At 71.1% G+C, this 14,383-nt stretch carries 19 protein-coding genes; 9 read left to right on the top strand and 10 right to left on the bottom strand.

Features of this window, described 5'->3' with window-relative positions; genetic code table 11:
- Positions 1 to 116 precede the first annotated feature (116 nt).
- Entirely contained in the window at positions 117 to 1,121 is a 1,005-nt protein-coding gene (locus NON19_RS03685; RefSeq protein ID WP_255925105.1) for an aldo/keto reductase family protein, read from the top strand.
- A gap of 107 nt (positions 1,122 to 1,228) precedes the next feature.
- Positions 1,229 to 2,005, top strand: a complete 777-nt coding sequence (locus NON19_RS03680) for a VOC family protein (RefSeq protein WP_255925361.1) — start codon at positions 1,229 to 1,231, stop codon at positions 2,003 to 2,005.
- Positions 2,006 to 2,024: 19 nt separating this feature from the next.
- Here NON19_RS03680 and NON19_RS03675 read toward each other — a convergent pair whose 3' ends face one another.
- The 3 genes from NON19_RS03675 to NON19_RS03665 all read right to left on the bottom strand — a co-directional run bounded on the left by NON19_RS03675 (position 2,025) and on the right by NON19_RS03665 (position 4,712).
- Positions 2,025 to 2,789 (bottom strand): bestrophin-like domain, encoded by a 765-nt coding sequence (locus NON19_RS03675; RefSeq protein WP_255925104.1) that lies wholly within the window; start codon positions 2,787 to 2,789, stop codon positions 2,025 to 2,027.
- Positions 2,790 to 2,855: 66 nt separating this feature from the next.
- Positions 2,856 to 3,617, bottom strand: a complete 762-nt coding sequence (locus tag NON19_RS03670; RefSeq protein WP_255925103.1) for a hypothetical protein — start codon at positions 3,615 to 3,617, stop codon at positions 2,856 to 2,858.
- A gap of 222 nt (positions 3,618 to 3,839) precedes the next feature.
- Positions 3,840 to 4,712: a chitosanase gene (locus tag NON19_RS03665; RefSeq protein WP_255925102.1), complete on the bottom strand. Its 873-nt coding sequence runs from the start codon at positions 4,710 to 4,712 to the stop codon at positions 3,840 to 3,842.
- 167 nt (positions 4,713 to 4,879) lie between these two features.
- Between NON19_RS03665 and NON19_RS03660 the strand changes: the two genes are divergently transcribed.
- Entirely contained in the window at positions 4,880 to 5,392 is a 513-nt protein-coding gene (locus NON19_RS03660; RefSeq protein WP_255925360.1) for a DinB family protein, read from the top strand.
- A 10-nt stretch (positions 5,393 to 5,402) separates the two neighbouring features.
- Here the strand turns inward: NON19_RS03660 and NON19_RS03655 are convergent, their stop codons facing one another.
- On the bottom strand, positions 5,403 to 5,714 hold the full coding sequence (locus NON19_RS03655; protein ID WP_255925101.1) for a hypothetical protein: 312 nt from the start codon (positions 5,712 to 5,714) through the stop codon (positions 5,403 to 5,405).
- Positions 5,715 to 5,985: 271 nt separating this feature from the next.
- On the opposite strand from NON19_RS03655, the gene NON19_RS03650 reads away from it, so the two are divergent.
- Positions 5,986 to 6,408: a hypothetical protein gene (locus NON19_RS03650; RefSeq protein ID WP_255925100.1), complete on the top strand. Its 423-nt coding sequence runs from the start codon at positions 5,986 to 5,988 to the stop codon at positions 6,406 to 6,408.
- Between the two features lie 245 nt (positions 6,409 to 6,653).
- Here NON19_RS03650 and NON19_RS03645 read toward each other — a convergent pair whose 3' ends face one another.
- The gene (locus NON19_RS03645) at positions 6,654 to 7,028 is read right to left on the bottom strand and encodes an RNA-binding S4 domain-containing protein (protein ID WP_255925099.1); all 375 of its coding nucleotides are present in this window, start codon (positions 7,026 to 7,028) and stop codon (positions 6,654 to 6,656) included.
- 48 nt (positions 7,029 to 7,076) lie between these two features.
- On the opposite strand from NON19_RS03645, the gene NON19_RS03640 reads away from it, so the two are divergent.
- Positions 7,077 to 7,424: a DUF8825 domain-containing protein gene (locus NON19_RS03640; RefSeq protein ID WP_255925098.1), complete on the top strand. Its 348-nt coding sequence runs from the start codon at positions 7,077 to 7,079 to the stop codon at positions 7,422 to 7,424.
- Positions 7,425 to 7,467: 43 nt separating this feature from the next.
- Here NON19_RS03640 and NON19_RS03635 read toward each other — a convergent pair whose 3' ends face one another.
- The gene (locus NON19_RS03635) at positions 7,468 to 7,845 is read right to left on the bottom strand and encodes a hypothetical protein (protein ID WP_255925097.1); all 378 of its coding nucleotides are present in this window, start codon (positions 7,843 to 7,845) and stop codon (positions 7,468 to 7,470) included.
- A gap of 123 nt (positions 7,846 to 7,968) precedes the next feature.
- Here NON19_RS03635 and NON19_RS03630 point away from each other — a divergent pair, with 123 nt between their 5' ends.
- Positions 7,969 to 8,145 carry a hypothetical protein gene (locus tag NON19_RS03630; protein ID WP_255925096.1) on the top strand — a complete coding sequence of 59 codons (177 nt, stop codon included), beginning with the start codon at positions 7,969 to 7,971 and terminating at the stop codon, positions 8,143 to 8,145.
- 129 nt (positions 8,146 to 8,274) lie between these two features.
- Here NON19_RS03630 and hpnH read toward each other — a convergent pair whose 3' ends face one another.
- Positions 8,275 to 9,279 carry an adenosyl-hopene transferase HpnH gene (gene hpnH, locus NON19_RS03625; protein ID WP_255925095.1) on the bottom strand — a complete coding sequence of 335 codons (1,005 nt, stop codon included), beginning with the start codon at positions 9,277 to 9,279 and terminating at the stop codon, positions 8,275 to 8,277.
- Positions 9,280 to 9,389: 110 nt separating this feature from the next.
- On the opposite strand from hpnH, the gene NON19_RS03620 reads away from it, so the two are divergent.
- Positions 9,390 to 10,040 (top strand): TetR/AcrR family transcriptional regulator, encoded by a 651-nt coding sequence (locus NON19_RS03620; protein WP_255925094.1) that lies wholly within the window; start codon positions 9,390 to 9,392, stop codon positions 10,038 to 10,040.
- Positions 10,041 to 10,077: 37 nt separating this feature from the next.
- Here NON19_RS03620 and NON19_RS03615 read toward each other — a convergent pair whose 3' ends face one another.
- A complete protein-coding gene (locus tag NON19_RS03615; RefSeq protein WP_255925093.1) occupies positions 10,078 to 10,824 on the bottom strand; it encodes a (2Fe-2S)-binding protein in 747 nt (248 codons plus the stop codon).
- Positions 10,825 to 11,166: 342 nt separating this feature from the next.
- Here NON19_RS03615 and NON19_RS03610 point away from each other — a divergent pair, with 342 nt between their 5' ends.
- Positions 11,167 to 11,790, top strand: coding sequence for an acetate uptake transporter (locus NON19_RS03610; RefSeq protein ID WP_255925092.1), 624 nt, complete (start codon positions 11,167 to 11,169; stop codon positions 11,788 to 11,790).
- On the opposite strand, the gene NON19_RS03605 is transcribed toward NON19_RS03610, so the two are convergent.
- Positions 11,738 to 11,998 (bottom strand): hypothetical protein, encoded by a 261-nt coding sequence (locus tag NON19_RS03605; protein ID WP_255925091.1) that lies wholly within the window; start codon positions 11,996 to 11,998, stop codon positions 11,738 to 11,740. The two genes, NON19_RS03610 and NON19_RS03605, sit on opposite strands and share 53 nt — an antisense overlap.
- Positions 11,999 to 12,412: 414 nt before the next feature.
- Here NON19_RS03605 and NON19_RS03600 point away from each other — a divergent pair, with 414 nt between their 5' ends.
- Positions 12,413 to 12,649, top strand: a complete 237-nt coding sequence (locus NON19_RS03600) for a chaplin (protein ID WP_255925090.1) — start codon at positions 12,413 to 12,415, stop codon at positions 12,647 to 12,649.
- 112 nt (positions 12,650 to 12,761) lie between these two features.
- On the opposite strand, the gene NON19_RS03595 is transcribed toward NON19_RS03600, so the two are convergent.
- Positions 12,762 to 14,204 (bottom strand): dihydrolipoyl dehydrogenase family protein, encoded by a 1,443-nt coding sequence (locus NON19_RS03595; RefSeq protein WP_255925089.1) that lies wholly within the window; start codon positions 14,202 to 14,204, stop codon positions 12,762 to 12,764.
- Between the last annotated feature and the right edge of the window lie 179 nt (positions 14,205 to 14,383).

The raw sequence follows: 14,383 nt of genomic DNA, 5'->3' as shown, positions 1-14,383 counted from the left end.
ATGGCAATACCTACCCGGTCGGCGTGGCCGTGTCGCGCACGACGAACTGGAACGCCACCCTGCGTGGGCAAGTTGGTGGCCCTCGCAGGTGAGCGGCGCAACTAGATTCGGCTTCCATGGAACACCGTCATCTGGGCCGCAGCGGCCTGCTGATCAGCGAGATCGCCTACGGCAACTGGCTCACCCATGGTTCCCAGGTCGAGGAGGACACCGCGACCGACTGCGTCCGCGCCGCCCTCGACGCCGGTATCACCACGTTCGACACCGCCGACGTGTACGCCGACACCCGCGCCGAGTCCGTGCTGGGCCGCGCGCTGCAGGGCGAACGGCGTGAAGGGCTGGCGATCCTCACCAAGGTCTACTGGCCCACCGGTCCCGGCCCCAACGACCGCGGACTGTCCCGCAAACACATCCTGGAGTCGATCGACAACTCGCTGCGCAGGCTGCGGACCGACTATGTCGACCTCTACCAGGCACACCGCTTCGACCGGTTCACGCCGCTGGAGGAGACCATGGAGGCCTTCGCGGACGTCGTCCACCGGGGCAAGGCGCACTACGTCGGCGTGTCGGAGTGGACCGCCGACCAGATCCGCCGGGCGCACGCGCTCGCCCGGGAACTGCGGATTCCGCTGGTCTCCAGCCAGCCGCAGTACTCCATGCTGTGGCGGGTGATCGAACCCGAGGTGGTTCCGGCCTGCGCGGAGCTCGGCATCGGACAGATCGTCTGGTCGCCGATCGCCCAGGGCGTGCTCACCGGCAAGTACCAGCCGGGGCAGCGGCCGCCGCAGGGTTCGCGGGCCACGGACGACAAGGGCGGCGCGGACTTCATCAGCCGGTTCGTGCGCGAGGATGTGCTGGAGCGGGTGCAGGCGCTGCGGCCGCTGGCCGCCGAGGCCGGGCTGTCCCTGGCCCAGCTCGCGATCGCCTGGGTGCTGCAGAACCCGAACGTGTCCGCCGCGATCGTCGGCGCCTCCCGCCCCGAGCAGGTCGGGGAGAACGCCAAGGCCTCCGGCGTCCGGCTGGATCCCGAGCTGATGGCGCGGATCAACGAGGTCGTGGCACCGGTCGCGGTCACCGACCCGGCCATCACCCAGCAGCAGACTCCGGCGCGGCGGCCCTGAACACGCCCGCGGCGCGGCGCGCGGCGGCCGGTCGCCGGGCATAAGCTGAGGGCGGTCCGCGAGGGCCGGTGAGGTGTTGTTGCCCTGCGGGAGTCAACGTGACCGTGATGCGGAAAGGGTGTGTGTACGGCGCTCCGTGCTGGGTCGGTCTGATGGCCCGCGATCTGGGCGCGGCCACCGGCTTCTACGGGCCGTTGCTCGGCTGGCGCTTCGAGCCGGGGCCGGAGCGCTGGGGTCCCTATCTGCGGGTGTACTCCGCCGGGTGGGAGGTCGCCGGAATAGGCGCCGTCGCCAAGCGCTGGGAGCTGCCGGTCACCTGGACGACGTACTTCGGCACCGAGGACGCCAACGCAACCGCCGCCGCGATCAGGGAGCGCGGCGGCACGGTGGCGGTGGGGCCGCTGGAGTTCGACGCCGGGCGGATGGCGCTGGCCTCGGATCCGGCGGGCGCATCCTTCGGCATCTGGGAGGGCAAGGCCAGCTCCCGGTCGCGGGAGCGGCCGATCGGCTCTCCGGTGTGGATCGAGTTGCGCACCCGGGACGCCTTTGAGTCGGCGCTCTTCTACGGCCAGGTGTTCGGCTGGGACCAGGAGGACCCCAAGCGCTACGAGGTGCGCTACGAGCACGACCGGGTGGTGCTACGGGTGGACGGGCACAGCGTGGCGGCGCTCACCGGCGGCGGTACGGAGGCGGCCATCGACCCCCGGGTCCGCCCCCGCTGGCACGTCTACTTCTCGGTGGACAACGTCGACGCCACGGTCGAGAAGGCGCTGAAACTCGGCGGCGAGGTCACCGGCGAGCCCCAGGACTCCGCGTACGGCCGGGTCGCCGGACTGCGCGACTCGGAGGGCGGACTGTTCTCCGTGATCAGCGAGCATCCCTGAGGCCGTCAAAGGCCAGCCGTCAACCGGACGAACCCGGGAAGTACCGGGTGAACGCCTCGGCATCGACGCCCAGCGCCCCGCCGAACGGCATGTCGAGCTGATGGATGAGCACGATCAGGAAGACGATGAACCCGGTCAGGCCCATCACCATCACCAGATGACTGGTCCGGCGCTGGACCCCGAACAGGAACATGAAGCCCACCGTCAGCACCCCGCCGATGAGCAGCCCCGCCCACAGCACACTGGACAACCGGCTCTGCGCGTCCGCCTCCCGGCCGCGACGCGCCTCGTCCAGCACCGACAGCTGCGCCATGGCCTCCTGCCCGGCGTTCTGCTGGGCGGCACCGGTGGGTTGCGCCGTCTCATAGGTGTCCCGCAGCCGGTTGAGCAACTGCCAACCCGACGGGCCGAGCGGCTCGCGGCGGGTCATCTCGGACCATTCGTCGCTGGTCACCTGGTGGGCGTAGGAGACCGCGGCGGCCCTGGCCTGCTGTTCCGCGGCGGGCGGCAGGGCGTCGGCGAGCAGATAGACCTGGTGCAGGGCGCCCGCCTCGCTCTGCACGTGCGCCTCGGCGCTGGAGTGGGTGTCCCACACCGACACCAGGGCGAGGCCCAGCACCAGCGCGTAGATCACCCCGACCATCATCGAGATGTACTCGGCGAGCGCCTCGCGCGGCTCCTCGTCCGGCTTCGGCGGGAAGACCCGGTGCTTGAGCACCACACAGGCCACCGCGACCAGGCCGCCGCCGAGGACGATACCCAGGATGCTGAGCAGAGCGAACAACCGAACCTCCTCAACTACCGTACGGGACAACCGGCTTGGCGACAGGCGTTGGCACCACCGTCCCGGTCACCGCCCCCGTGAGACGGACCGCGCACCGGCCGCGACCCCGGCCACCACGGCCGGGAGCAGCACCAGGAAGAGCGCGGTGGCGGTGGGCAGCCCGGCCGGTGCGGCGACCTCGGCGTCCGGGGCGTGGCGCGGCCACGCCACCGGGCGCGGTGCGGCCGACTTCACGGACAGCGCGGGGGGCACGCTGAGGCGCGGTGGTGTGTGCGGTGGGCCGGGCTGCTCCGTGGGTGGCTGCGGCGGCCGTGGAGTGGGCGGTTCCGGCAGCGGTGGGGCGGGCAGCCGTGGTGCGGGCGCGCCGCAGCTACGGCTGGCCATCGCGGTGAGCCGTCGCAGCACCGGTGCGTTGTCGGCGGTGCGTACGGTGGCGATGCTGCCCGAGACGTCGACGGAGCGCAGCGGGGCACAGGCGGCGGCGCGCACGGACCTCTCGCAGGATCTGGGGCCCAGGGCGGGCAGCGCCCGGCCCAGTCCGTGCGGGCAGCGCAGCGGGCGGCGTATGCCGGGCAGGCCCGACGGCCACACGTGCCGGGCGGTGAATCGGCCGAAGCCCGGCAGCCCCGGCGGGGGCCGCACTCCCCAGCCGGACGGCAGATGTGCGCTCACCCCCGGCACCGGCGCCACCGGCCAGCCCACGGCGTAACCCACCCCGCCGCACGCCACCGCCGCCGCACCCGCGAGCAGCACGGCCGCCAGGCGGCGCGCCCATCGGCGGAGCCCTCCCGGTGAGACCGCGGCCCGGGCCGCGCTCCACGCGAACATCAGCCTCTCCCTCACCCCGCGCGTTCCCCCGGCGAGCCGGGCCCTACCGCTCCCTGGCCGCGATGTGGCCCGGCTCGCCCCGCGATCAGCTTGTCCATCCCGACCGCCGACCAGGCGGACACGCCGACCGGATTCACGCGATAGACGGGCGTGCGGCCCCACGAGGTTTGATCAGCCGCACGGCACTAAGACCAGGGGCGCCGAAGGCTTGAACCGAGACGCCTAGTGGTCGATGGAGTAGCTGTCGCCGTACACCTTCCAGTGCAGCGGCGGGTCCAGGTTCAGGTTGCCGTCGCGCAGGAAGACCCGCTGTTCGGTGTCGACCCGGCTGGTGTCGCTGTGCGCCTCCTCCGACTTCATGGCGACCTTGCGCGCGTCGAGGTAGGCGTTGAGGTACGTGGCCTCGTCGCCGCCCTGTGCGGGTGTCCTCGCTTTGCTCATCGCGGTCCTGCGGATCCAGCCGAAGCTGTACTTGTCGTTGCCGGGGCCGTGCATCACGATCGCGTCGTAGTAGATGAACTGGCCGAGCGCGCCCAGCCCGTCCGCTTTCGCCTGGGAGACGGCCGGATTGAAGTAGACGTGGTCGCGCTCGTTGTTCTGCGCCTGTTGGAACACCGGATCGGCGGCGGCCTTCTTCCAGTCCTTGGTGAAGTCCGGGTCGAGGCCCGCGTGCGAGTCCGTGCCGTTGACCTTGCGCAGCGCGGGTAGATACTTGGCCAGCACGTTGCCCGGTTCGGCACGGGTGTAGGCGGTGACCAGTTCGAGCATGTCGCCGGTGCCGGAGCAGAACCCGATGAGGCCCGCGGTGTAGCCGCGGCCGTCGCCTATGTCCTCGATGTACTTGTACTGGGCCTTCCAGTCGAGCGTGGAGTTCTCGGCGCTGGAGACCAGCTCCATCGCGATCTCCTTCTTGTGCGGGTCGTCCAGCCCGGCCCCTGACGCCTTGTCGGCGACGGCGCGACTGGCCGTCGGGGCGGGTTCGGTGGCGTTGCCAGCGGCGGCCACGGCCAGCGGGGTGGCCGTGGCCGCGAGCACACCGGCGGTGACCAGCAGGGTCAGACGTTTGCGGGAGCGTGCCGCGCGGTGATGGCGCATGCGCTTCTCCATCCTTGGGCGATTAGGAAAGTTTCCTAACTTACCCGGGGCATTGAAGCACCATCACCAGAGATCGCCAAGTACCGCGCGACGGCGGGAGGTTGCCGGGACGAGACGGCGCAGAGCATTCCGCGCTGTCAGACCCCGGTGACAGGATGACGGCCATGATGTCGACTCCGGAACGCCCCATCCCGCCGTTCAACGCCGATGAGCGCGCCACTCTGGAGAGTTGGCTCGACTTCCATCGGACCACCCTCGCCATGAAGTGCCGTGGTCTGGACGAGGCCCAGCTGCGGCGGAGCTCGGCGCCGCCCTCGCCGATGTCACTGCTGGGGATCGTGCAGCACATGGCCGAGGTGGAACGCAACTGGTTCCGCCGGATCCTGACGGGCGAGGACGTCGCACCGATATTCGGCGCGAGGAGTTATGCGGAGGGGCCCGACGGCGGCTTCGAGGTGGCCGAGGACACCACGTCCAAGGAGGCGTTCGCCCTATGGGAGGCGGAGGTCGCCAAGGCCCGGGAGAACGCGGCGGGCCGCTCGCTCCAGGACACCGGCACGCTGCTCGGCAGGGAAGTGAGCCTGCGCTGGATCTACATCCACATGATCGAGGAGTACGCCCGGCACAACGGTCACGCCGACCTGATCCGCGAACGGATCGACGGGGCCACCGGCGTGTGACCCGCGCCTGTCAAGTCCTGGGCACCGCCGTGTAGTTGCGCCGCCCCATTAGTGGAAACAGGGCGCGCCGCCGGATGCCAGCGGGCCACGGCGGCTGCTCGGCCAGCGCCGCCCACTCCGTGTCGTGCTGGTCCGGCACACTGCGTCCGGCGCGCACCCAGCCGCGCGCCAGCGCCTCGTAGATCGGCGCCTCGGCGGCCAGCGCGTCAGGGGGCTCAGCGGTTCGCGGAACCGATTCTTCGTACCGCGGTTGCCCGTGCCGTTGTTCGTGCCGTACGGAGAAGCCTCCGAGGAGGCCCCAGTGCGTTGTCACGGTCGCCATGTACCGACAACGCCGGACTCCGGCACGCGGTCACAACGCACCAGCGGCGTTCACCCGGGGACGGGACGCCCTCTCACGTCAGTTCGACACCACCTTGGCGGAACCCTTGAGTCCGCGCTGAGTCCGCTCTGAGTCAGCTGTTGCGAGACAGTGACAAAGCGCCTACAACGCATTCGTGTGATGGAACGTCTTTTCTGGTGAGACCACGCCAATCGCACTTGTATCGCCTTTGGCGCAAAGACTTAAGTTCCACATCGAAAGGGACAGATCTATGATCGTCACCAAGCGGCAATCCCTGCGCATCGCTGCGGTCGGCGCCATCAGCGCGGCCTCCGTCGCCCTGGCGGGCACCGCGATGGCAGCCACCCCGGCCGCGCACACCGCGCCCTCCGTCGCCGCGGCGCACAAGGCCGTCGCCGCCAAGGCCAGCATCACCGCCACGCCGTCGGTGTCCTCGGTCCGCGCCTGGCAGCTGTTCCGGGTCACCGGCAAGACCACCGGCCTGAAGGCGGGCAGCAAGGTGACGCTCCAGCAGATGCAGCACGGCAAGTGGGTCACGCTGCCCGCCTCCGCGCCCATCTCGCGCAACGGCTCCTACTCGCTGGGCGTCAAGCTCGGCCTGAAGGGCAAGAACGACCTGCGCATCGTCAGCGGCAGCACGGCCTCCCAGGTCTTCAACGTGACAGTCCGTTAGGCCGCCGCGGCGAGGCGAGCGACCACGACGGCGTGGCCCGGCAGTCCGAGGACCGCGACCGCGGATGCCCAACGGCCCTGCGATCGCGGCCGCTGGGGCACCGCCGGGCCACGCCGTTGGGCTCCTCACCGTCGCGGCGGCGAAAGGCGGTGCCGCCGCGGCGGGGAACGCCGCCCGCCCAAGACACCGAGCGGCGCTGAACGCGGCCCGAGTTCACCCCAGTTGACGCCGCCCCCATGCCGCACTCAGTGACCCCGCAGGCGTTCCAGGTCGCGGCGCTCGCGCTTGGTCGGGCGGCCGGCGCCTCGGTCACGCACCCCGACCACGGCGACCTCCTCGCGCGGTGGCGGCGGCGGACTGTTGTCGATGAAGCACTCCGCGGCGACCGCCGCCCCCACCCGCTTGCGCACCACACGTGTGACGACCACGATCCGCTCCCGCCCGGCATGGTGCAGCCGCACCTCGTCCCCGGGCCGCACCACGTGCGCGGGCTTGACGCGCTCCCCGTTCACGCGGACATGGCCGCCGCGACACGCCGAGGCGGCGAGCGAGCGCGTCTTGGTGAGCCGTACCGACCAGATCCAGCTGTCGACCCGTACGGTCCCCTCGTCTGAAGCCATGCCATGACTTTACGGCGAAACATATTCGAACAGAGGTACTATTCGAGGGTGCCTTCCTTTCCCTTCCCCGACGACCTCCGCTCCCTACAGCGCGAGCTGCACGCCGTACGAAACGAGCTGACCGCCCTGCACGCCCAGTTGCCGCCACGCCCGGCGGGCACCGAGGCGTTCGTGGACGAGGACGGTGTCGAACATCCCGCGACCCCCGCCTGGACCGAGGAGGAGCGGCAGGCGGTGGACGCCCTGTGGGCCCGGCAACGGGAACTGGCCCACGCGGTGACCGTTCACCCCTTCTGGTCGACCCTCGGCGCCGACCAGATCGCGGCCCGCGCGGCGCTCAAGCACCTCGACGAGACAGCCGACAGCGACGAGAGCGCCGACACGTCGAGGTCCTGACCCTGCCGCGTCCGGCGCGGCCCTCACTCGCCGAGGGGTCGGTTCACCCGTTGACCAACCGGCAGGGGATGTCGAGGTCTTCGGTGAGGTGGTAGGCGGCACACACCCGGTGGTAGCCGTCGGCGATGACCAGCGGCTGGCCGCGGACCAGGAGGACCGGGCTGAGCTTGCCGCCAGCGTGGACCTTGCGGATGTTGTGCTTGACGTGGACGTTGTCCGCGGGCAGCAGCGGCAGTTGGCTGGCCCGCATGACGTCCTTGGCCTTCTTGGTGAGCGTCTGGGCCTGGCGCAGGGCGGTGACGATCCGCCGCACCCGCTGCGCGTCGAAGATCAGGTCCAGGTAGTCGGCCGCCGCCGGAAAGTCGTGCTCCTCCGGCTCCGGGAGCCACAGGTCCGCGGCGGACAGGGCGGGGGTGCTCACGGCTTCCTCCCCAGGGTCGAGACGCGCCTGACGAGAGGGTACGGCGTCGTGGGTCTCCGACATGCAGACCGGCGTTCGGCGTGCCAGCCTGGGGAGCACCCAGGGATCCACAGGAGGTGCGACATGGGCGTCAAGGATTTCAGGGAAGACTTCAAGCGCAGGGCCAAGGAGATGGCGGAGAAGGCCAGGGCGCAGCGCGAAGCCCAGCGCGCCGAGAAGGGCAGGGAGGGCGGCGAGCAGGCCCAGGAGGAGATACCGAACAAGACGCAGGACCTCAGGGACAAGCCGGAGGACAAATAGCCCACGGCGCATCGTTCGAACGAGGGGCTCGCCCGCCTGGGCGGGCCCCTCCTCCGCGTCCGGAGACTGTCTCGCCGGGCGCGACCTGCGGCCCCTGATCGCGCCCGGCAAGCTCTGGACGAGCCCGGTTCAGCCCGCCGTGATCGCCCGCAGTGACTCCTTGAGCGACCCCATGGTGGCCAGTACCGCGGTGGGCTCGTATCCGCAGTGCGCCATGCAGTTGTCGCACCGCGGGTCCTTGCCCCGGCCGTACTTGTCCCAGTCGGTGGTCTCCAGCAGCTCTTGGTACGTCGCCGCGTAGCCGTCCGACATCAGATAGCAGGGCTTCTGCCAGCCGAACAGCGAGTACGAGGGGATCGCCCACGGGGTGCACTCGAAGTCGGTGCGTCCCTCAAGGAAGTCCAGGTACAACTCCGAGTGGTTCAACCGCCACCGGCGGCGACGGCCGTCGGCGAACGCCTTGCGGAACAGCTGCCGCGTCTGCTCGACCCCGAGGAAACGGTCCTGGTCGGGCGCCTTCTCGTAGGCGTAACCGGGCGAGAGCTCCATCCGGTCCACCTTCAGCTCGTCGTTGAGGTAGTCCATCACCTCGATGACGTCCTGCGGGCTGTCGTTGTTGAAGAACGTGGAGTTGGTGTAGACCGCGAAACCGGCCGCCTTGGCCTGCCGGATCGCCTCCACGGCCTGGTCGAACACGCCGTCCTTGCTCACCGACTCGTCGTGCCGCTCCCGCAGCCCGTCGATGTGCACCATCCACGCGAAATTGCGGTGCGGGGCGAACTTGTGCAGGTGCTTGGGCAGCAGCACGGCGTTGGTGCACAGCACCACGAACTTGCCGCGCCCCAGCAGCTCGCGGGTCATCAGGTCGATGTGCGGATGCATCAACGGCTCGCCGCCCGCCAGTGACACCATGGGCGCGCCGCACTCCTCCACCGCGCCTATCACCTGGGCGACCGGCATGCGCTGCTTGAGCACGCCCGCCGGATGCTGGATCTTGCCGCAACCGTTGCACTTCAGGTTGCAGGCGAAAAGCGGTTCCACCTCCACGATGAGCGGGAACTTCTCGCGCCGCAGCAGCTTCTGCTTGAGCAGGTAACTGCCCATCTTGACGGTGAGGTTGAGCGGGAGTGCCATGATCCATGTCTCCGTTCCCGAGCCTCTACTGCTGACCCTGAGCCGGGACGGCCAGGTGCTGAAGTCCGGCCCCCTTCCAACATACAGTCTGTATGGAACAGGATGTACGTATGAAAGGCCCCCGATTTTCCGCAGGCCGCGGCAGCCGCCGTGCGGAACACGTCAGCGACACCCGGCGCGCCCTGATGGAGGCGGCCAGGAAACTGTTCGCCGAGCGCGGCTACGCCGCCACCGGAACAGAGGACATCGTCGGCGCGGCGCGGGTCACCCGAGGCGCGCTCTACCACCACTTCCGCGACAAGTCCGACCTGTTCCGCGCGGTGATGGCGGAGTGCGCGCAGCAGATGGCCGAGCGGCTGGTCGAGCAGGAGACCCGCCGGGCCGAACAGCAACCGGGCGACGCCTGGCAGCTGCTGCGCACCGGCTTCCAGTCCTTCCTGGACGCCTGTACCGATCCCGACTTCCAGCGGATCGTGCTGATCGAGGGGCCCGCCGTGCTGGGGCACAGCGCCTGGGACGCGCTGGTCGAGGAGCACGGCTATCTGCTGCTGGCCGAGGCGCTCACCGAGGCGATCCGTGACAACCAGATCGAGGAGCTGCCGCTCGCCCCGCTGACCAGGATGCTGGCCGCGCTGATCTCCGAGGCCAGCCTCTACATCGCCCGCGCGGAGGACCATGGGCGCGCCCGCCAGGAGGCAGGCCTGGTGCTCGACCGGCTACTGGCCGGGCTCTCCGCGCCGACGGTGACCAGCGGGGCCTGAGCGGCCCCGGGGGTGTCGGGCGCGTCCCCGAGGCCGCTCAGCGCCGACGCAGTACGCAGTCGCCGCACAGGCCGCCACCGGGCACCCGGTAGTACAGGCAGCAGCTGCGCCGGGTGAAGGCGGGGTCCGGATCGCCGGGCGGTGTGCGCAGGCTGCCCGTACCGCGCAGCGGCGGGGCGGCGAGCATCCGCCCCGCCAGGTCCAGGGCGTGCCGTGCCTGGTCGGGGCGGCCCTGGGTGCGGCACCAGCCGTGCAGTACGCGCAGCGAACCGGCCAGCGCCGAGCCCGCGTTCCCCCACAGCAGCCGCGGCGAGACCGGGCACAGCGCGCGGACCGCGGTGTGCAGCGGCACCAGGTGGTCCTCGACCACGCTCACCGCCAGCCGCCGCGCCGCATCGGACGCCGCGACCGGGAGCGGCTCCGGCGCGGGGAGCCAGAGGTCCTCCGGCGCCATCCGGTCCGGGTGCCACCACAGCCGATCCGGGGACATCGACGGAGTACGGCCGCACAGCACCGCCGAGCCGAAAGCGATCGACCACAGCCGGGCGGCGATCCCCTGGAAGACCAGCGACGCGGCGACCCTCGGCTCTCCGGTCGCCAACCGCTCGGCCACCACGGCCAACCGCTCCCCCAGCGGCGGATCCGGGCCGCGCCCGGCATAGAAGTCGGCGAGCGGCCGGTACCCCTCGCCGCCCGGCCCGGCCGGGGCCGCCTCGGTCCGTAGGCCGAAGAACGGGCCGACGGCGGCGACTTGGCGCAGGTCGTCGTCGGGCGTGGGCGTCACGTTCCGGTCCGTTTCGTGCGGTTGCTGCGGGCACTGGATGGTAACGCGGCGCCCACCGCTGCCGACCGGGAAGGCCAACGGCACGTCGCTGAGCGGTCGTTGCGCTGTGAAACCCCAACCTGGGGAGCGCTTTACGGAGGTCGCGCGCCGGTTGTACGCGCCAATGGCTGGCGAATGTGGTCAACCCGGCCGGTGGGAGGGGTGAAGTGGGCAGGGCACGGGAATCCTGGAGGCGCGTCCTCCGGTCGTCGGCGCACACACCTGGTCCACGCAGGACGAAACCCTCGCATCCGCGGCATCCCGGCCTGTCCGGCCGCCTCGTCGAGAGCAAGGAGTACGACCATGGCCGAAGCCAACCCCGACTCCACCGCCCAGCTCGATCAACCCCGGCAGCTCGCGCCCGACTCGACCGCCGACCCCGGCCCGCTCGGCCTGGCCGGATTCGCCAGCACCACCTTCGTCCTCAGCTGCTTCAACGCCAACCTGCTCGACGCGAGCCTGTCCGCCGTCGTGCTCCCACTGGCGCTGTTCTACGGCGGGCTGGTCCAACTCCTCGCGGGGATGTGGGAATTCCGCAGGGGCAACACCTTCGGCGCGACGGCGTTCGGCTCGTTCGGCGCCTTCTGGCTGTCCTTCGCGGGATACGTCAGGTTTGTGGCGCCGCACCTTCCGGCGGCCAGCGCGCACCAGGCGACCGGCCTGTACCTGCTGGTGTGGGCGGTGTTCACGGTGTACATGACGGTGGCGGCACTGAAGACGAACGGCGCGGTGCTGGGCGTCTTCGCCTTCCTGTCACTGACGTTCGTCCTGCTGTCGGCCGGTGAGTTCGCGCAGTCCACCGTGACCACCAAGGTGGGTGGTTGGTCCGGCCTGGTCACCGCGGTGGTCGCCTGGTACGCGTCGTTCGCGGCGGTCACCAACGCGACCTGGCGGCGTTCGGCGCTTCCGACCTGGCCGCGGGCCTGAGCCCGACGGCGCCAACCCCCGCTGCCCGGCTGGTCTCCTCACCGCCAGCCGGGCAGCCGAAGTGCCGTCGTGGGACGAGCAGCAGCAAGGTGTCCCGCGCCGCACGCCGACGTACCGCGCGTCGGGCGAAGGTGGCGGTCAGGGCGAGCAACGAGACCGTCGCGGCGTAGACGATCGCGGCCGCCGCGGACAGGAGCCCGGGGTTCATCGGGCACGCACCCTTCTTCCCCCCATCCGACCCGAGCCCGGCCGGTTGGTGTCATGGGTCCCGCGGGTTTCGTTCGCAGGTGGGTACTTAATGCGCCGGGTTGGGCTCCCCCGGCTCAAGACTACCCGCAACGAGCGTTCGGCACGCGGTTGTTGGGCGAACGCCGGTGCGGCTTCACGCGGACGCGGCCTCACCAGGGTGCGGCCTAACGGCGGTGCGGCTTCAGGGGTGCGGCTTCGCCAAGGGCGGCGTCCCGGCGCTGGAGGCTTCGCGGAGGCGCGACTCGGCGGGCTTCGCGGTGCCGGAGAACAGCCGGGCCGACACGCCGCCACTCCGGTGAATGCGGAGGAATGGGACACCTCAACCGGTGTGATCGTCTCACCGTTTTTTGTCGATCGCCTCGGGAGAGAGACCATGCGTGTTCGAAGTGTTGCCCTCGCCGCCACCCTGGCCCTGACCGGCGCCCTGGCCACCGCCACCACCGCTGTCGCGCAGTCGGGCGCCAACGGGTCTGCCGTCGGGTCGCCCGGAGTCATCTCCGGCGACGTGATCCAGGTCCCCGTCAACCTGCCCATCCAGGTCTGTGGGAACTCCATCGACATCATCGGAATCCTCAACCCGGCGGCGGGCAACACCTGTCAGTCCAGCTGATCCCAGCTGACCGCCCAACGCTTCGAAGTCCTCAGGAACCTCATTCACAGACCCGGGCGGCACGGACCCAACGTGCCGCCCGCGTCCGGCCGTTGGACCACCCCGCTGGCGGTCACGCCGTCGAGCGGTACGTCTCCAGCAGCCGCAGCCATACCTCGCTGATGGTCGGGTACGAGGGGACCGCGTGCCAGAGGCGGTCGAGCGGGACCTCGCCCACCACCGCCACCGTGGCCGAGTGCAGGAGTTCAGCGACGCCGTAGCCGACGAACGTGGCGCCGAGCAGATGGCCCCGGTCCAGGTCCACGACCATGCGCGCCCGGCCCCGGTAGCCGTCCGCGTACAGGCCCGCGCCCGCGACCTGGCTGATGTCGTGGTCCACGGTGCGGATCCGGCGGCCCGCGCGTTCCGCCTGTTCCGCGGTCCATCCGACGGCGGCCGCCTCCGGGTCGGTGAAGACCACCTGCGGCACCGCGTCGATGTCGGCGGTAGCCGCGTGGCTGCCCCAGCGGACGGTGTCCAACGGCTGGCCGTTGGCCCGTGCGCCGATCGCGGCGCCCGCGATCCGCGCCTGGTACTTGCCCTGATGGGTAAGCAGCGCACGCCGGTTGACGTCGCCCGCCGCGTACAGCCAGCCGCCCGGCACATCGGTGACCCGGCAGGTGTCGTCAACGCTCAGCCACTGCCCCGGAGTCAAACCCACCGTCTCCAGGCCGAGATCGTCGGTGCGCGGCGCCCGTCCGGTGGCGAACAGCACCTCGTCGGCGACGAGTTCACCGCCGTCCGCCAGCGTGATCGTCACCGGTCCCGACGGTTCCGGTCGCCGCACCGCGGACACGTTGGCTCCGGTACGGATCTCCACTCCGGCGGCCGTGAGACCCTCCGCCACCAGTTCACCGGCGAACGGCTCCATCCGTGGCAGCAGTCCCGTACCGCGCACCAGCATGGTCACCCGGGCACCGAGCGCCCGCCACGCCGCGGCCATCTCCGCGGCGACCACCCCGCCACCGACCACCGCCAGGCTCCCCGGCACCCGCTGCGCGCTGGTCGCCTCCCGGCTCGTCCACGGCCGGGCCTCGGCCAGCCCCGGAAGGTCGGGCACCGCCGCCCGGCTGCCGGTGCACACCGCGACCGCGCGCCGGGCGGTCAGCGTGCGCCGCCCGCCCCCGGGCACGTCGACCGCCACCCGGCGCTCCCCGGCCAGCCGACCATGGCCGCGCACCAGGTCGATGCCCGCGTCCGCCACCCAGGCGGCCTGCCCGTCGTCCTTCCAGTACGAGGCGTACTCGTCGCGGTGGGCGAGCACCGCCGCCGCGTCCAGCGCGCCGCCCGCGGCCTGCCGGGCGCCCGGTGACCTGCGCGCGTCGGCGAGCGCGGTCGGCGGCCGCAGCAGGGCCTTGCTGGGCATGCACGCCCAGTACGAGCACTCGCCGCCGACCAGTTCGCTCTCCACCAGCGCCACCGTCAGCCCGGTGGAGTGGGCGTAGTCGGCGAGGTTCTCCCCGGTGGGTCCCGCGCCGAGCACGACGACGTCGTACTCCTGGGTCTCGGTGGTCACGATCCGGCCTCCCGCTGCGTATGGCTCGTACGGTGCCCTCGCCCCATCCTGGGGCGGTCGGCGGCGGCCCGCCCGTGTCCCCGTCCACCCGGGTGACCGGCCGCCTTCGATGATCGGCGAGGATGGCCGGTACGGGAAGACCAAGGCCGACGACGCACGCAGGCCGCAACATAAGGACG

Origin of the sequence: Streptantibioticus rubrisoli, assembly GCF_024436055.1 — a bacterium.
Taxonomy (GTDB): Bacteria; Actinomycetota; Actinomycetes; order Streptomycetales; family Streptomycetaceae; genus Streptantibioticus_A; species Streptantibioticus_A rubrisoli.
This window is presented reverse-complemented; position numbering and strand designations above follow the sequence as displayed.

What these genes read in the sequence shown, in the direction of transcription:
- NON19_RS03660 (WP_255925360.1), top strand. Translation starts at nt 4,880, where the DNA reads ATGTCGACTCCGGAACGCCCCATCCCGCCGTTCAACGCCGATGAGCGC.
- NON19_RS03670 (WP_255925103.1), bottom strand. Translation starts at nt 3,617, where the DNA reads ATGTTCGCGTGGAGCGCGGCCCGGGCCGCGGTCTCACCGGGAGGGCTC.
- NON19_RS03650 (WP_255925100.1), top strand. Translation starts at nt 5,986, where the DNA reads ATGATCGTCACCAAGCGGCAATCCCTGCGCATCGCTGCGGTCGGCGCC.
- NON19_RS03665 (WP_255925102.1), bottom strand. Translation starts at nt 4,712, where the DNA reads ATGCGCCATCACCGCGCGGCACGCTCCCGCAAACGTCTGACCCTGCTG.
- NON19_RS03620 (WP_255925094.1), top strand. Translation starts at nt 9,390, where the DNA reads ATGAAAGGCCCCCGATTTTCCGCAGGCCGCGGCAGCCGCCGTGCGGAA.
- NON19_RS03680 (WP_255925361.1), top strand. Translation starts at nt 1,229, where the DNA reads ATGCGGAAAGGGTGTGTGTACGGCGCTCCGTGCTGGGTCGGTCTGATG.
- NON19_RS03610 (WP_255925092.1), top strand. Translation starts at nt 11,167, where the DNA reads ATGGCCGAAGCCAACCCCGACTCCACCGCCCAGCTCGATCAACCCCGG.
- NON19_RS03655 (WP_255925101.1), bottom strand. Translation starts at nt 5,714, where the DNA reads ATGGCGACCGTGACAACGCACTGGGGCCTCCTCGGAGGCTTCTCCGTA.
- NON19_RS03605 (WP_255925091.1), bottom strand. Translation starts at nt 11,998, where the DNA reads ATGAACCCCGGGCTCCTGTCCGCGGCGGCCGCGATCGTCTACGCCGCG.
- hpnH (WP_255925095.1), bottom strand. Translation starts at nt 9,279, where the DNA reads ATGGCACTCCCGCTCAACCTCACCGTCAAGATGGGCAGTTACCTGCTC.
- NON19_RS03600 (WP_255925090.1), top strand. Translation starts at nt 12,413, where the DNA reads ATGCGTGTTCGAAGTGTTGCCCTCGCCGCCACCCTGGCCCTGACCGGC.
- NON19_RS03685 (WP_255925105.1), top strand. Translation starts at nt 117, where the DNA reads ATGGAACACCGTCATCTGGGCCGCAGCGGCCTGCTGATCAGCGAGATC.
- NON19_RS03645 (WP_255925099.1), bottom strand. Translation starts at nt 7,028, where the DNA reads ATGGCTTCAGACGAGGGGACCGTACGGGTCGACAGCTGGATCTGGTCG.
- NON19_RS03630 (WP_255925096.1), top strand. Translation starts at nt 7,969, where the DNA reads ATGGGCGTCAAGGATTTCAGGGAAGACTTCAAGCGCAGGGCCAAGGAG.